The organism is Butyricicoccus faecihominis (assembly GCF_024462775.1).
Classification (GTDB): Bacteria; Bacillota; Clostridia; order Oscillospirales; family Butyricicoccaceae; genus Agathobaculum; species Agathobaculum faecihominis_A.
Window position 1 is genome coordinate 12,206 of record NZ_JANGCE010000022.1, and the last position, 14,789, is coordinate 26,994.

The 14,789-nt window shown below is 57.0% G+C and carries 21 protein-coding genes and 1 tRNA gene; all 22 read right to left on the bottom strand.

Annotated elements, in window-relative coordinates:
- Window positions 1-68 precede the first annotated feature (68 nt).
- The gene (locus NE562_RS11585; RefSeq protein ID WP_280962583.1) at window positions 69-284 is read right to left on the bottom strand and encodes a hypothetical protein; all 216 of its coding nucleotides are present in this window, start codon (window positions 282-284) and stop codon (window positions 69-71) included.
- Window positions 277-1,797, bottom strand: a complete 1,521-nt coding sequence (locus tag NE562_RS11590) for a phage minor capsid protein (RefSeq protein ID WP_280962584.1) — start codon at window positions 1,795-1,797, stop codon at window positions 277-279. Before NE562_RS11590 ends, NE562_RS11585 begins: the two co-directional genes overlap by 8 nt.
- Entirely contained in the window at window positions 1,797-3,197 is a 1,401-nt protein-coding gene (locus NE562_RS11595) for a phage portal protein (RefSeq protein ID WP_280962585.1), read from the bottom strand. Before NE562_RS11595 ends, NE562_RS11590 begins: the two co-directional genes overlap by 1 nt.
- Before the next feature lie 2 nt (window positions 3,198-3,199).
- Window positions 3,200-4,369, bottom strand: a complete 1,170-nt coding sequence (locus NE562_RS11600; RefSeq protein ID WP_280962586.1) for a PBSX family phage terminase large subunit — start codon at window positions 4,367-4,369, stop codon at window positions 3,200-3,202.
- Window positions 4,353-4,841: a terminase small subunit gene (locus NE562_RS11605; protein WP_330645922.1), complete on the bottom strand. Its 489-nt coding sequence runs from the start codon at window positions 4,839-4,841 to the stop codon at window positions 4,353-4,355. Before NE562_RS11605 ends, NE562_RS11600 begins: the two co-directional genes overlap by 17 nt.
- A gap of 128 nt (window positions 4,842-4,969) precedes the next feature.
- Window positions 4,970-5,081, bottom strand: a tRNA-OTHER gene (locus tag NE562_RS11610).
- Between the two features lie 191 nt (window positions 5,082-5,272).
- Window positions 5,273-5,677, bottom strand: a complete 405-nt coding sequence (locus NE562_RS11615) for a hypothetical protein (protein WP_280962587.1) — start codon at window positions 5,675-5,677, stop codon at window positions 5,273-5,275.
- Window positions 5,678-5,955: 278 nt separating this feature from the next.
- A complete protein-coding gene (locus NE562_RS11620) occupies window positions 5,956-6,255 on the bottom strand; it encodes a hypothetical protein (RefSeq protein WP_280962588.1) in 300 nt (99 codons plus the stop codon).
- A complete protein-coding gene (locus tag NE562_RS11625; RefSeq protein WP_280962589.1) occupies window positions 6,252-6,509 on the bottom strand; it encodes a hypothetical protein in 258 nt (85 codons plus the stop codon). The genes NE562_RS11620 and NE562_RS11625 overlap by 4 nt, the downstream gene beginning before the upstream one ends.
- A complete protein-coding gene (locus NE562_RS11630; protein WP_280962590.1) occupies window positions 6,499-6,714 on the bottom strand; it encodes a hypothetical protein in 216 nt (71 codons plus the stop codon). Before NE562_RS11630 ends, NE562_RS11625 begins: the two co-directional genes overlap by 11 nt.
- Window positions 6,711-7,496, bottom strand: coding sequence for a hypothetical protein (locus NE562_RS11635; RefSeq protein ID WP_280962591.1), 786 nt, complete (start codon window positions 7,494-7,496; stop codon window positions 6,711-6,713). Before NE562_RS11635 ends, NE562_RS11630 begins: the two co-directional genes overlap by 4 nt.
- Window positions 7,497-7,568: 72 nt before the next feature.
- Window positions 7,569-8,450, bottom strand: coding sequence for a phosphoadenosine phosphosulfate reductase family protein (locus tag NE562_RS11640; protein ID WP_280962592.1), 882 nt, complete (start codon window positions 8,448-8,450; stop codon window positions 7,569-7,571).
- Window positions 8,443-8,598, bottom strand: a complete 156-nt coding sequence (locus NE562_RS11645; protein ID WP_280962593.1) for a hypothetical protein — start codon at window positions 8,596-8,598, stop codon at window positions 8,443-8,445. The genes NE562_RS11640 and NE562_RS11645 overlap by 8 nt, the downstream gene beginning before the upstream one ends.
- Window positions 8,591-9,556 (bottom strand): DUF4373 domain-containing protein, encoded by a 966-nt coding sequence (locus NE562_RS11650; RefSeq protein ID WP_280962594.1) that lies wholly within the window; start codon window positions 9,554-9,556, stop codon window positions 8,591-8,593. The genes NE562_RS11645 and NE562_RS11650 overlap by 8 nt, the downstream gene beginning before the upstream one ends.
- A 59-nt stretch (window positions 9,557-9,615) precedes the next feature.
- On the bottom strand, window positions 9,616-10,356 hold the full coding sequence (locus NE562_RS11655; RefSeq protein ID WP_280962595.1) for a hypothetical protein: 741 nt from the start codon (window positions 10,354-10,356) through the stop codon (window positions 9,616-9,618).
- Between the two features lie 15 nt (window positions 10,357-10,371).
- On the bottom strand, window positions 10,372-10,761 hold the full coding sequence (locus tag NE562_RS11660; RefSeq protein WP_280962596.1) for a hypothetical protein: 390 nt from the start codon (window positions 10,759-10,761) through the stop codon (window positions 10,372-10,374).
- Between the two features lie 11 nt (window positions 10,762-10,772).
- Window positions 10,773-11,471 carry an MBL fold metallo-hydrolase gene (locus NE562_RS11665; RefSeq protein WP_280962597.1) on the bottom strand — a complete coding sequence of 233 codons (699 nt, stop codon included), beginning with the start codon at window positions 11,469-11,471 and terminating at the stop codon, window positions 10,773-10,775.
- Complete coding sequence (locus NE562_RS11670; RefSeq protein WP_280962598.1) at window positions 11,468-12,079, bottom strand: phage replication initiation protein, NGO0469 family; 612 nt, start codon at window positions 12,077-12,079, stop codon at window positions 11,468-11,470. Before NE562_RS11670 ends, NE562_RS11665 begins: the two co-directional genes overlap by 4 nt.
- A complete protein-coding gene (locus NE562_RS11675; RefSeq protein ID WP_280962599.1) occupies window positions 12,076-13,998 on the bottom strand; it encodes an AAA family ATPase in 1,923 nt (640 codons plus the stop codon). Before NE562_RS11675 ends, NE562_RS11670 begins: the two co-directional genes overlap by 4 nt.
- A 24-nt stretch (window positions 13,999-14,022) precedes the next feature.
- Window positions 14,023-14,283: a helix-turn-helix domain-containing protein gene (locus NE562_RS11680; protein ID WP_280962600.1), complete on the bottom strand. Its 261-nt coding sequence runs from the start codon at window positions 14,281-14,283 to the stop codon at window positions 14,023-14,025.
- A complete protein-coding gene (locus NE562_RS11685; protein WP_280962601.1) occupies window positions 14,280-14,486 on the bottom strand; it encodes a hypothetical protein in 207 nt (68 codons plus the stop codon). Before NE562_RS11685 ends, NE562_RS11680 begins: the two co-directional genes overlap by 4 nt.
- A gap of 14 nt (window positions 14,487-14,500) precedes the next feature.
- On the bottom strand, window positions 14,501-14,734 hold the full coding sequence (locus tag NE562_RS11690; protein WP_280962602.1) for a hypothetical protein: 234 nt from the start codon (window positions 14,732-14,734) through the stop codon (window positions 14,501-14,503).
- Window positions 14,735-14,789: the final 55 nt, after the last annotated feature.

Here is a 14,789-nt window from a genome sequence, read left to right on the forward strand (position 1 = left end):
CGCTTCGTACCGTCCTGTGCTATTAAATTTGCGCATAAGAAAACCGCCTTGCTTTCGCTTGGCGGCTTCTACATGATGCTTTGAACGATCTCACGAAACGGCTTCCCGTCCACGATCCAATTGTCCAGCAGATCATTGATGTCCGTGAAGTCAAAGGTGTTTCCGTCTGAATCCCACGTTGCATAAAGATTATTCCTCGGACAGCAAACAGAATATTGCTTATCCCCAACTTCAAACGCAGGCTCGTTTATCATCAAAAACAAGGCGATATCGTCTTCATTCATCTGTTGCACCTCCTAAAATATCTGCATGTTGTATACGGTCTTGATCGCTTAATTCGTGTGGCTCTCTATCAATTGGTTTTCCATGCTCATCCCATTGATAATCGTGCGCATGCTCCCCGTGCACCCCAAACTGATGATGCTTCGGGCGATTATGCTGTCCGGAATGGATCTGCTTCACCATCGTACCGCGTTTATCATAAATCGTGCGGTCGATTTGTATCGTGCCGCTCCGGTATTCCGTTTGTGTTTCCACTACCGCGTGCGGCCGGTAAGACTTCGGGATCGTCGTTTTACCCTTGCGCTTCCAATCGTCCGTGACGACAATCGTCCCGTCTTTATTATACCGGTACCGTTCGTATTTCGCAAGCTCATGCCGCGCCGCACCTGCTTCTTTGCGACCATAATTTGCGATCTGCTCGCGGTCAGTTTGGCGCTTCAGGCCGGTCTGCCGCAGGAAATCGGCTTGCCTGTCCTGCCACTCCTTGACCTTTGCGGCGCTGTCATAAGCATCCTGCCCCGCGGCATTCATTGCCACGTTCTCTCGCTTCCAGCGCCTGATTTTCCGCTCGATATACCGCTGCTGCTGCGTCGCTTCATACTCGGTCATGGCGTGGCCGTCATACTCATATGACTTTTCATCAAACTTTTTGAGGTCATCTTCGCTATAAGCCCGCGGCGAACCCTCGAAGTATGGGAAAAAGCTGTGCCGGCAGTTCGCGCCGCCGAGACCGGTCACTGATCCGAACCCCGTAGCCTGCACGAAATCCGGGTATCCCTTAGTCTTTCCAGATCGGCTGAATACCTTGCCTTGCCAAACAACGTGTGTCGGGCGCGCGCCGCCGTGCGCCGTCGTCTCGACTAGATCGCACCCCATCTCATCGGCGAGCGTCCACTGTATTTGCAGCGCAGTTTGATTCACGCCCGTTACAACTGCGCGCCGCACCGCTACTTCGAGCGTATCCCTATGCCCTCCGGGGTAGCTGATTGCCGTCAAGCCCTGATTCGCAAGGTCTTTAATCGCTGATCGCACCGCGGCGCCGTAATCCATGCCGCCCGTTGTGATCTGCATGTAAGCCCGATCCAGAGCGGCCCCGAACTGCCCTGTTGCCCCCTTTGCCGTGGTCTTGGTTAAGTTGCGAAAGGTACCCGCGGTCTTTTTCAGGCCGGATTCCAATACCATTTGAAGCGGTTTCGATGTGTTCAGCGTCGGAGGTTTTAGTCCTTGTGCCTTATAGATCGTGCTGTCGGCGTCAAGCGCCTTGTGTCCTGCTTCTTTGAATAACTGCGCCAGCTCAGTATTGCTCTTGCCGGTCAGCTTGGACAATCGGCTCATGACATAATCATGCGTCGCGCCCATCTCAATCAGCTTTTGTCGCTGATATTCCGCGGCCGGTATCCAGTAATCATAGGTCGATATGCGGCGCGCCATGTCGGTCAAAATATCATCTACGGCCTGTGCGTACAGCTCGACAAGCTGCGCTGGCCGTCCCTCTAGGTAATCGGGCCGCAGCATCAGCCACCACCGCCGAACATGGATTCAATGCCCGTTTCACGCTCCGGCAGCATCTTCGCGGCCTCCTCCTCGCTGCAATTAAAGTACCACGCGAGCACGATCTCGGGCCGCAGCATGTCGGCCTGCGCGAGCTGCATCCGCTGCGCAAACTCCTTGTCCGTGTCGGTGATGATGCTGTCGTCCCACGTGTAGGCCGTTTCGTATTTGCCCGCGGGCGCGAGCTTCGCCACCGTCGCCCATACGTCCATGGCGTAGGTCAGATCGTCGAGCGCGGTCTCCAGCGCCCGCTGCATCGAGGACACGGTCGCGTAACTGCGCTGCTTGCCGCTCCTGATCTCCTCGGCGGTCTTTTCCACCGTCTGCGGGTCGCTTAACGTCCCATAGGCTAGGCAGCACTGGAACTCGATGCGCCGCAGGATATCCTGAAAGCCACGGTACAGCGGCTCTTCCCGGATCGCGGGCGAGAACACTTCGTACAAGGGCTTTTCCGTTTCGCCCAGATCATGCGCGCGAAACAGTCGTTTCCACGCCTGCGGGATCTCGGGCTTGCCTGTTTTCGGGTCGGCCCGGAACGCGCGCGCCGAGATATCGACCGCCAGCTCCGTGCCCTTGAACTCCCACATGAGCCGCGCCCATTGCTCGTCCGCCTGACGAAACAGCTCGACCGCCCGCGCGTACACCGACACGCCGAGCGGGCTGCCCCGGTCCACTGTATTCGCGAGCGGCACGCGGAAATAGCCAAACAGCGGGCGTTTGATATTCGCCAGCGTCACTTCCTCATCCAGCGCCGCCCAAGGCTGCACCGCCCCCAGCGCCACAGGCTGGCCCAGCGCGTCGGGGTTATCCGATCCATACGCCTGATTTCGTATCACGTATAACCCATCGTCGCCAAGGCTGTGCGTTTCCAGCCTTGTGTAATAGCGTTTGCCCTGTGTGAAGCGATCGACGAACACGCCGCCCATCACGCGCCCCGAGCCGTCAAAGCCGGTCGGGAAAAAGCGGTCCGCTGGGGTGCAGTCCACCGCAAGACCGCCAGCGGATGGATACGGCTTGAACGCCATCCCGCCCAGCGCTCCGCCCTGTTCTACCTTGGCCTGCAGCCCTGCCATAAACGGCGCACGCTGTACCGCGAGCCAATCCGCCCGCGCGCTGCCGGTGATCGTGGCGTCCATCTCCAGTGTGACCAGCCGCGCCAGCTCCCCGGCCACCGCCGCGGGCAGTCCGAGCGGGATCGTCGTTTCCGTCGCCCAAGGCGGCTTGTTGGCGTATAGCCGCTCCCATCGGTCGATCGCCTCGGCCATGTCGTGACTGACTGCCACATCAACCCCGGCCGCCTGCTTGATATCCTGCCTGCCGATCATTTTCGCTACCACCTGCCTTACCCAAGCTAAAAACTTCATCTCTACCACCTGTAAACGCCGCGCAAGATGGTCATGCAGAAGTACCGCATATCGTCCATTGCGTGATCGTTCTCCTTGATTACCTGATCCTGCCCGGCTTTATCGTCCCACGCATAGGCCCCAAACTCACGAATGCTGTCGGCGCAGCTCGCGGCCACCTGCACCCTGCCGGCCGCGAGCAGGCGCGCCGTGTGCCGTATGCCGTCCAGCACATGATTATTCGCCTTTTGCACCCGATACCGCCCGTGCCGTCTGATCGTTTCGATAAAGCTGGCCGCGGACGGGTCGACGACAATATCCTGTATCGCGCGATCACCCGCGAGCTTTTCCAGCGCGGCATAGTATTCCTCGTCGGTTTGCTGCCGTTTTTCCTTGCGGCCGTCGTAGTAATACTCGGCCACGCGCACGGCCCGCTCCGGCGTCACGCACCAAAGCCCCGCCGAAAACGGGTTCATGGTGCCGTAGTCACAGCTTATGTACCACAAGCCGTCAGTCGGCAACGTGCGCGCGATATGCTCGTCCGCGTTAAACGTCGGGTAAACCAGCCCCTCCGCGCGCACCCAGCGCCCCAAGACAAAGCGGTCATAGTAGACCGTGCCGCCGTAGTCGCGCCTAATCTCAGCCGCGACACGTGGGTCGAGGAAAGGATTGTCGTCCAGCGTGTAGCTCTGCCGGTAGATGTCACTGTCACCCTTTAGGAAATCCAGAAACCAGTGCGTGGGCGCGTCCGGGTTGCAGGTTCCATCAAAAGTGCTGTTTGGATACGACAGTCGAGATTTCAGCATCGAGAACACATCCTCGTGCCACGTCGTCACCTCGTCGCCATAGCAATATTCAATGCCCGCGCCCTGTATCTTGCTGACCTGATTGACCTTATCCGCGCCCAGCACATAGACCGTCTTTCCGAAAAGCTGCACAGTGTTGTCGCTGATCGTAGAGCCTACAAGCCGGTCTGTCCATATCTCGCGCATAGGGTCAAGCAGGTTGCGCCGCAGCGTGCCCTGCGTGTTGCCCAACATGACGATTAGTCCGCCGTTATGACAAGCCCGGATGCGCTTGGGAATCATGAAATAATCAAGATAAGTCTTGCCCGAGCGCGTCGCGCCCTCCTTGATGTTCCAGCGGTGCGTCGCGTGCGTCCAGTATTCCTTTTGTTTAAGACTGAGCCGCATCGTCGATCCCCTCCAATATCCTGTCGAGCTTTTCGAGAGCATCGGTATCCGCGCCCTTATCAAACAGCCCGACGTGCTTGCCGAGCAGTTCGAGGGCCTTTACCTTATCCGCGATCTTGACCTCACGTTCGACGCCGGTATCCATCTTTTTGACCTTGACTCCGGCCAGCGCCGCCCGGTCGTCCTCGCTTGCATCCGGCAACACCTTTCCGCTTTTGAAATCCACAAGCTGCGTCGGGTCGACGAAGGCCAGCCTCGCCAGCTCCCGCACGACACGGTCGGCATTGACGCCCGTCCGACGGCTTCGTTCAGCGATCGCTTTGTCTATACGCGCGCGAATATTCGGGTTCTTCAATAACGCGCACCCTTGCTGCCCCGCACCGTCTGTCGAATACCCCGCCCTGATAGCCGCCTGCGTCGCATTTAGGTCGATGAGGTATTCCTCAGTAAACCGTATTTGCTTCTTGGTGATAACACCTCACCGCCTTTCTTTCGGATATGAAAAAGCAGCCCCGTTTCCGAAGCTGCTCTTGGCCGGCTAAAATTTGTATTGGGATTGAAGAAGTTTTCAACTCCTTCGTTTTGATTTGCCGGCGATTGTGGGGAAGACGGGTCTCGAACCCATATGCGTCCCGGCTACTGCTGGCCAACTTCACCGGGTGAACCACGATCATCTTACGCTGCGCTGCCTTACCCATTAGGCTACTTCCCCATATGCCCCTTATCGGGGCATGCTCCGCTGTTAAACAGACAGAGATAATACTTGGCCGCCCGCGGGTCGTGCCCCGCTTCGCGGCGTGTCGCCGCCCCGAAGGGCGGCTATGAACAGGAGGCTCAACATGGATATTTTCACTGATCCACGGTACCAGTATAAACCCTTGATAGGGTCGCGTTAGGCAAACTTTATGGCAAGTCTAGAAATTTTTCAACACACCGGATAAATTCAGAGTTCCATGTATGGGCCGTCCTCTCACTCACCGGCACGCACAGCGCCGCCCCGTACAGCGTGTGCGACCGGTCCCAATACACCCGCCGTATCAGCTCCAACCGGTGCCGCCCCTGCCGCATCCGCCCGGTCTCCTCAATTGCCGCGGTCACTGCGTCATACCGCCGCTGCTCCTTGTCCGTCAGCCTATCTACCACGGCCCGCTCCACCGGTCGCCCGACACCGCTGCCGTGCCCGCCGGACGGCCCATAGGCCGCCGTGACGCTCTGCCCGCCGACACTCTCCGCCTTGCGCTTTAGCGCCGGATACGACCGTATGATGCGCTTTGTGTATTCCCACCAATCCTCGCGGGGTCTGCTCAAGATATCAACCTCCTTTCACATCACCGGGGCGGTTTTTATCGCAATGATCCGTGTCTGCCAAGGCGCAGTCCGCGCAACCCCTGTATAGCCAGCATTCCCGGCAAGTCCTGATCACCGGTATGCAGCACTCATCGTACTCGTCTTGCGCCATCGGACAAGTGCCGTCGACGCAGGCTACGCCGACATATCTATTGCATCTCTTATCCATTTTAATTCCTCCCCCGGCTCTGGCCGGACGTTAAAGTGTAGTTGTATCTTTGGCGGCGGAAGGTGCAGATTTACAGACTGATCTGCCCCTCCAGCGGCCCGTTGTCTTGCTCTGCTCCACCGCGGCTGATGGTCTCGACGAGCGGCCTGCGCTTGGGCTTGAGCTCCGCAAACGGCTGGTTGTAGAGCCCGCAGGCCAGATACTTGGCCCTCCAGTCGGAGGCCTCGCTGTGGGTCAGGCCGTAGGCGGCGCATTTGGAATAACAGCGGTCATGATACCGCCCGTGGACAAAATTGCAGCAGTCACCGCACCGTCCGCAGGTGGATAGGCCATACTCGCTGTGCATAGCATCAATCTTTCGCCGGGTCATTCCTGCCCCTCCTCACGCTGCGGCGACTTTCTGCGGCGCTTAAACTGTTTGCAAATCCCGTCCGGTAGAAACACCGCGAGGCCTTTGCCCATATTGGTGGAATAATTTTTGTCCCCACCCTTGAAGCAGTAGCCATAGATCACTGCACCGTCAGACCGCTCACGAGGATCCTTTAATGCTGAAAAGTGGTGGCAGACCGCGCACCCAGATTCTTTGGCCTCAGTGGGGAAAAGGCTGGTTTGTTCATTGCCCATTCCCGCCACCTCCAAGCGCCGTTTCCAGCTCATCCAGCGTCAGCGGCGGTTTTTCTTCGGTTTGGGCGCGTAGGGTTGCTATAGCCGCTTTCATAACTGTGCAACCGCGGATAGAACATTGATCCTCAAAACCGCAGCCCATACAGGCTTCCGGGCGACGTTCTACGGAAAGAACCTCAAGTTGTCTTATCATTGCATTTGTCATGTAGTTTGCACCTCCAGCAGTTTGGCCTCCGGCAGATTTAGAATGATACCCTGTGCCTGCGCCGAGGCGAGTAGCGCCTTGACCATATTGTCGTATTGACCTTGCAGTTGTGCCACCTTGCAACCGTACATAGCTTCTTGCTGATTATACAAATACTGGTTCGATTTCAATCCGAACATAAAATCGTCGTATGCCGTGCACAGCGCGCGGCTCTCCACAATTAGCTGACGCTCGTCTTCAAGGCGCATTCCTTTCAACTTTTTATACACCGCGCTGCATAAGTCCCCGTACGGGTTCACATAAACCGTGCATCTATTTTGCATAAGCGCATTTTTCAGCGCAGTCGAATTACTGTTAAAATCAAACCGGTTTAGTTCTTGCAGTTCCGCCTCGAAGGCTTTTGCCACCGCGTCATACAGCGATTTCATTCCGCCGCAAGCAGTGTCCACGAAAATCTTTTTGAAGCCGATTCGTTTCGCGAGTTCTTCGTTGCAAAGGGCTTCATATATCCATTCGTTTGCATCGTCGTCGGTCATTTGCCATGCTGCGACGTCCATCAGCCACATCTTATCACCATAGTCCGTGGCGTCGTTCCATCTCTCTTCCAGCTTCCCGCCGTTGTCCGTGTAATAGTAGTCCTGATTTTCCCACGATACATCACCAAACATTTCCGACAAAATTCCAATTTCCTCGCCTGACGCTACGGCCTGCAGCGCCTCATAAATATCCGCAGCGGTTTGATATTTCGGGATTCCGCTGTCGTACGGATCGTAATTATCCATATGTCATTCATCCTCCATTGCGGTGTCTACCTGCTCTATCGCCCATCATAGCAGCGGTGATTTTATCGTCCATCAGACACCCCCCTCAATCTCCATCTGTCCCGGCAAAACGCCGTCCGCCAGCCACCAGTGCATGATATCGCGTCCTGTGTGCCCGATACGCCATGTAGCATCCAACTTTCCCCTTTGCTGTCGTTCTGCCAGCATCGCGTCGAACGCCCTAATGTATGCCCGTTCATAGGTCGGGTATCGTGCAAATTCAAACTGCATCCCTTTGCGTCCTGCTATCGGACAACCAATACAGCCGACGCGCTTAAACCCGCACTTGTACAACGGATTCATTTGGATTTTCTCGGCATGGATATAATCCCAAACGTCCGCGTCCGCCCAATCCACAACGGGGTTACATACTCGCTTAGCTTGTAATTTGCAGTTTTCAAACAACTGCCGTGTATCGTCGTTATCATTATTTAAGATAATCTTTTTGTTGATATCACGTGGCATGGATTCGTATATCCCGCGTTTTTTCTTCCGTTTTACCGATTCCGCCCAGCGAACGCCGGTTGTTATCAACCGCCCCGCGCCGCCGCCCTCCTTTAGCACCTCACAGCAATACCGCGCCAACCTTGTCGGCGGAATCAGCTTTTGCGGGATCAGCGACCACATCGTAACCGGCTGTCCCTTGTATGCCGGCCAGTTGATCGTACACTTGATACCCTCGGCTTCCAGCCGCCGAAATTGTTCCCGCACATGTCGCACGGTTTCCGGCGCGTCCGCCGTCGTATGGTTGTGCTGCACCTCAAAGCGGATACCCGCCGCTCTGGCCAGTGCGATACACACGTCCGAATCCTTGCCGCCCGAGGTAGTGACGATCAACGGCGCGTTGTAGTATTCCTCAGACATTTGTGCCGCCAGTTGCAGCCGAGCGATGGACTTGTGCTCTAGGTCAGCCATCGCCCTTCACCAGCACCGACCTCTTCGCCGCCTCAATCTCCCGGCGGATCTTCTCGTCGGGCTTGCTTTCCGCCAGTTTCACGGCGCTGTTGATATTGTAGTCCTTGATCGCGCGAACCGTATCGCGGTGTTTTGTATTTTTAGTCATAGCCGTCTTCCTCCTGTTTCCTCGCCCTCACGACCTCCTCGCGCCGCCGGCGCTCCATGGCTTCCAACTCCGCGGCAGTTGGCCCACCCGGATACAGCGGCTTGTCGGGGCCGCGGGACATGACGTGCTCCGGCGCCGGTTTCTTTTGCGTTGCATTCAGATCGGCCACTGTCCAAACACCGTCGCGCTCGTAGCCTTGCAGTATCGTCCGCAGGTACGCCGCCGGGTTCTTTGGCCGGTTGTCCGCTGTGCGCTCTGCGGCATTATAAAACACCTCGTTCTGCATGCCGGCTTCCATCATCCGTGCAATGTCCAATCTAAAATTGCGGTCAATTTCTGTTTTGATAAGCTCTTCAAGGTCAGCAGTCAGCGCGTCCGCGCGTTCTCTGCTGTTCTCTGCTTTACTGTACTTTTCTGTACTTTTCTGTTCTCTGCTTTGTGTACCGCTCGGCTGATTTTCTCCGTTTTCCGTCCGATCTTCTGCATTTATCGGGCGAGAAATAAAAGACCCGAGAATAACAGACTTCGAGCTGAGCTTCTTCATGTCGGATTCAGACAAAAGCCAGATGTCAAAGTTGATATCGACGTACTTCCGATCGACCGTGGCCGTGTAGTACGCTTTCTGTGATCGCTTCGAGGTGATAATGTCCCGGCTGTACAGGTCGCCGCTGAATAGTTCACACGCCGCCAGCTCGTCTATCACCATCGAGATCGTTTCCATTGTGACCGCATAGCGGCCGTTAAGCATGTCGTTTACCTGCCAGATCACATCGTCCCGTTTTTCGCCGCCGTATGGGATGTAATACCCTTTGTCCCTGTACAGGATACAAAGCAGCGCTATGTAGATCATCTGCGCCAAATACCCATACTTCTGTCGCGGCCGCCGCAGCTTTGGGTCGCTGAGAAGTCCCACATCAAACGGAAAATAGTCTAACCCCTGTTTGGGTTGCCTGCCCACCGTATCACCTCCCGCCGGGCAACGGAGGGGCGGATTTTTCCGCCCCAGCGCCCACCGGATCAGGCAAGGATGATAACATCTTGCCGCTGTTCATCGGTCAGCTCCATCGTAAACCAGTCACGGATCCGCAGTATTGTTTCCCGCTTCCACCCGTCACCGTCCGCCGCGAACAGGGCCGCATAGATAGCGGTGCCCTCCTTTTTTACGCGGAACACAAACGGACTTGCCGGCTGCTCGATCTCCGGGAAAGTGCGGAACGGCGCGAGCATTACCGGGTTCGGCACATCGACCTTTTTGACCAACGAAATGCCTGTCCGCGCTGTGACCTTCTGTGTCACGCCGTCATCTGCAAGGGTTGTCCCGTCCTCTGCGGTAACTGTGCCCGCCAGCGCGACCAGCGCGTCGCAGTTTTCCGTCGGCACAAAATGCGTCTGCATATTGATGATGAACCGCTCCATATCCATCCAGTTTCCAAACGGGAACGTCGGCACCGCAATTTCCGCTTCCAGCAAGCACTCGCGCGCCTTGTCGCTGTTCAGTTCGCGGTATAAGTACACCCGGTCGAAGTCCGCCACATGCACCACAAACCGGCGCTGGATCGCCTCTTCGCTCTCTGCGGCCTCGTCCGCGCCCTCCGTAATGTAGTCCACAAGCGCGGACAACGTATGCACTTGCAGCGGCGCCGCGACCAGCTCCTTCTTAATGCGTTGCAGCGTGCGGTCTGCATATCGCTCGCCGTCGATCTCTGTGATTGTCGGGGCGGCCAAACTCAAAATGCGGTCGATTGCTTCCTTTAACATTGTTATATCCTCCTATTACGCGCGTTTCGCGCCCATTTTTACTACTTTCGCGTCTGCCTGTTCCCCGCCGCCCATGTTGAGCTGGCCGGGAATCGCCTTGGGCTGTTCTACGGCCACCAGCTCACCGTTCTGGCTGCCCAAAATCACCTTGGTCATGACATCCTTGATCGGGATGAGCTTGCAGTCCACCATCGTCTTGACCTGCACGTCCTCGCGCTGATCGTCCGCCGCAAAGGTAAATTTCACAGTCAACGTGCGAGCCTTGCATGGGTCAGTGTTCAGGTCGCGGATATTCTCAAGCACCTGTTTCAGCACCAGACCGGCCCGTTCCTTCACCGCACCGTCCATCAGATCAAACAGGGTGATTTCCTCCGCTTCACCGCTTGCGGGATTGATTTTTAACATGTTTGCTCCTCCTACTTTTCGCAAATTTCAAACCGTATCCCCGGAAACTCCGCGGAAAACCGCTCTAAAAACTCATTTTCATTGGAATGACTGTCCGATAAATGCAGCAGCCAAACCGTCAACACGCCGCTGAGATCCTGTTTGCGCAGCCACCGCATCACGCGTTCTATATCCATGTGCGTGTGCCGGATGCGCTCCCGCACCTTGGGGTTGATGCGCTGGGACAGCCCCAGCTTTTGATCGTCGTAGTTACATTCGACCGCTATGTAGGTCAGCCGCCCGGCCACAACGCAGTCAAGGTTCCGCGTGTCCGCCGCGAACAGCAGCCGCTCCCGCGTCCGCACATCCTCGATCAAATAACCAACCGGTTGCTTTGCGTCGTGCCAAACCCGGAACGCCATAACCCGCAAGCCGCCTACCGCCACCGGTACGCCCGGATCGATGATCTCGGCCTCTGGCAGCTCCAGCGCTCGCGCTGTCCCCTCGGACATATAAACCGGTATCCCCTGCTTGATCAGCAGCCCCGCTGCGTGCGCATGATCTTGATGCTCGTGCGTCACAAAACACGCACCCACCGCGGATAGCGTAAACCCGGTCAGCTTTTTAAGCCGAGGCAGCGTTAGCCCGCATTCCAAAAGCAGCGTGGTTTCCCCATCTGTCACCAGATACGCATTCCCCGCCGACGAGCTTGCAAGGCTCCGAAACGTCAAATCGGGCACCCCTCTTCGTTGCCGTCCGCCGTGCCTTCTTCCTCCGGCATGTCCAGTTTTTTGCTCGGCGGGTCTTGTTGGTATTGCTCGCTCTTTTCGATGATTTCTTGCACCCAATCGGGCAACGCAAAAAACGCTTCACTCTCAAATCCGTCCTCATCAATATCGAAGGTAAGAATCGGGCTGCTGTTCTTCGGTATCGATACGCCACGCTTTAATGGCTTAATGTTTTCAATTTTATTTTTTCCGTTATCGCCAATGCCAGTCATAATCCGCGCACCCATACCGGCAAAATCGAACAAGTCCAAATCGAGCATTTCCGATTTTGTCATGTTGCTTTTACCGAGCCATGAAGTCAATGCAGGTTTGAGTGCCCCTTTGTCGTCTACGGTATAGTTAAACCATCGTGGAATCGTCCTTGGCGCTTGTTTTCCGTCTCGTTCTACGATTTGAGACGGGATCTCAAACAAAAACAATACCCGATTTTCTATCTTTTGGTTAAAAGGGTTGACCTGTTGCCCCACATCCGCCACCATCACACAAACCGCATCGTAAATATCATCTTCCAGCGGCGGGTCGGAAGGCCGAATCTTATCTTTCAGTTTCATACCGCGATCCTCAACTCCTCATCTGATACGCACAGCCGGATCACCTGCGACGTGACCGACGGGAAATCGGTAACGCTCTCGGCCCCGTCCACGAACAGCGGCACCCGCACGCCGTAATAGTCGGACAGCGTCTGCATCACATCCAGCCCAATTTTAATCTTTTCCCCATCGGACAGGTCCGCATAGGGTATCCCGTCCCACATCACGTCGCAGCAGTCGCGCACGCCACCGTTGATCTGTGTGTCAAACAGTCGGAACCGCGCCATGTGGAACATCGCGTTCACCGCGTCCGTGATCGAATCCACCTTGCAGCGGCCAAACTCGTCGCACTGGTCGATCATCCGGTCGATCCGCTCGATCTCGGCCGCCAGCTCTCTCTGCTGCTCTTTCAATTCGTCTACGCGCGCCCGCAGCCCTTCGAGCCCAGCCTCCTTCGCCAGCCCCTCGCGGATGCTGTTCAGCACGCCGTTCAGCCGATCAACCTCGGCTTGCAGCGCCGCGCGACGGCTGTCCTTTGCCGTCACGATCTCGTTCAGGCGCGTCTTTCCTTCCGCGACCGCCGCGTCCAACTCCCCGACCCGTTCCGCATAGCCCGGCAGGTCGTCGATCACCGGCGGCTCCGGGGCGCGCATCGTCGCAAGCTGGTTTGTCAACTTGTCGGCCGCCGCTGAAAGTTTTTCTACTTCCGCGCGCTTTGCTGATTCTACTTTTCCCTGTTCGGCAATCGTCTTTTTCAGCAGCTCGCTGTCCACGAGCAGCGCGTCCTGTCGCGCCTTCTTGTCGCCTTCAAACTTTGTCTTTGCCGCGGCCACCTTGTCCGCAGGCATCGTCTGTCCGCAGGTCGGGCAAACGCCTGCCGCCGGTACCTTCTCCCGGTCGATTTCTCGCCAGCGCTTCCGGTAATCGTCCAGCCGCATACTGCCCATTTCGATCTGCGTGTGCGCGTCGCTCGCCGCGGCGGTGGCCTCCCGCAGCTTGGTCTTGATCTGTTCCAGTTCGGCCTGTACCGCCGCCCGCGGATCCTCTACCGGTACCTCCTGACTGCGCCGGTGCGCCTGATTCTCCTGTTCCAGCCGGTTTCGCTCGTTTTCCAGCGCGTCGAGCTGGTTTTTCGCTTCGGCCTGCGCCGTGTCGTTGTCCAGCTTGACAATATCGCCCGCCCGCGCTTCGCGCTCGGTCTGTATTTCGTCCAGTTGCAGCCGCAGCGCGTCAAAATCGATCGCGGACAACTCGCCCGCCGACCGCTCGCATTCGTCAATCCGCGCCGGCAGCTCGTCCAACGCGCCGTTTACCGTGCGCCGCTGCGCCGTCAGCGCCTTCTTGTAATCGTCTACCGTCAATTTGCCGATCGCCCCGGCCAGTTCCGCGCATTGCGGCAACGCCGCCAGCAATTCAGCGTCAGCGCTCGCGTGGCACATGTCAAACAGCATTTTGCGCCGATCCTGCCACTTGATGTCCCGGCAAAAACGGTACACGCTCGTCAGCAGCCGAAAAGCGTCCTCGCCCACCAGCCCGCCGACGATTTGCTTATATTCGGTCTCGGTGCGCGGCACGCCGTCCGTGAAAAAATCGGTCGTATGACCCGTCAAAACCGCATCTGTGCTGCCGCGCTTTTTCGTCCAAACCTCGCTGTATACGCGGCGCAGCGTTGTTTGCTCGCCGTCCACCGACAAGACCGCCACGACCTCCGGAGATACGCCGTGTTTCTCCTCCCCGTTTTCCAGCGGCATCAGGTCGAACGTCGCGCTCCCCTTGCTGTCCTTGCCGAACAGCAGCCAGCACAGCGCGTCATAGATCGTCGACTTGCCCGCGCCGTTGCGCCCGTAGATCGCGCCATCCCGGCCGCCAAATTCGATATCGGCAAACGCGCAGCCCTTAAAATTTTCAATCTCAAGCTGTAAAAGTTTGATTTCTTTCATTGACTTCCCGCCTCCCAGCGGCTATTATAAAGGTGTGATATTTGTACTTGCCGCCTTCGGAATTGCCGTTCCGGGGCGGCTTTCTTTTGTTTGAAACAGCTCATCCATATTGATTCCCGTGATATCCGACAACCGCCGCGCCGTCGCAAGCGGCATATCCGTCCGCCCGTGCAGCCAGTTGCGTACCGTCGTATGGCTTGCCGGTATCATAGCGGCCAGACGTTTTTCGTTCATCCGGTTGTCGACCATCCAGTGCTCCAACTTTGGGTAAATGATCGCCATCATGCGCCCCTCCTTCTCCGGGTCTGCTCCCGATGCCGCTTGTCCACCGTGCCCCGCTGGTACCCCAGCCACGCCCACAGCGCCAACACACCGCATACCATCAGCCCGACCGCCGTCTGCCATACCGGCGCTCCCGCATCCGACCGCGCGGCCAGCATCACCACCGCGATCCATGCGGCAAGACCGGCGACTTTGTAGCGCTTCATACCTCGCCCCAGCATCACATTAAGTACCTCGACAAATCCGTTTTCAGCACCTGCTGCATTCTGCGCAGCTCGCTGATCTCGAAAGTCCCCGGCGCTTTTATCCTTCGGTGCAGCGTCCTTAAGTTCATGCAGCTTCTTTTCGCCAGCTCGGCCAGCGTCTGCACGTCGGCCAAGACCATGGCTTTTCTGAACTCCGCGCGAAACATCAGGTCGTTATCCGCATATTGCGATTTTGCTTTTGCCGCCATTTTGATTCTCCTTTCTCTCGTCTCTCTTGCTTGTCCTCCTGTCTGCTCAGTGGTA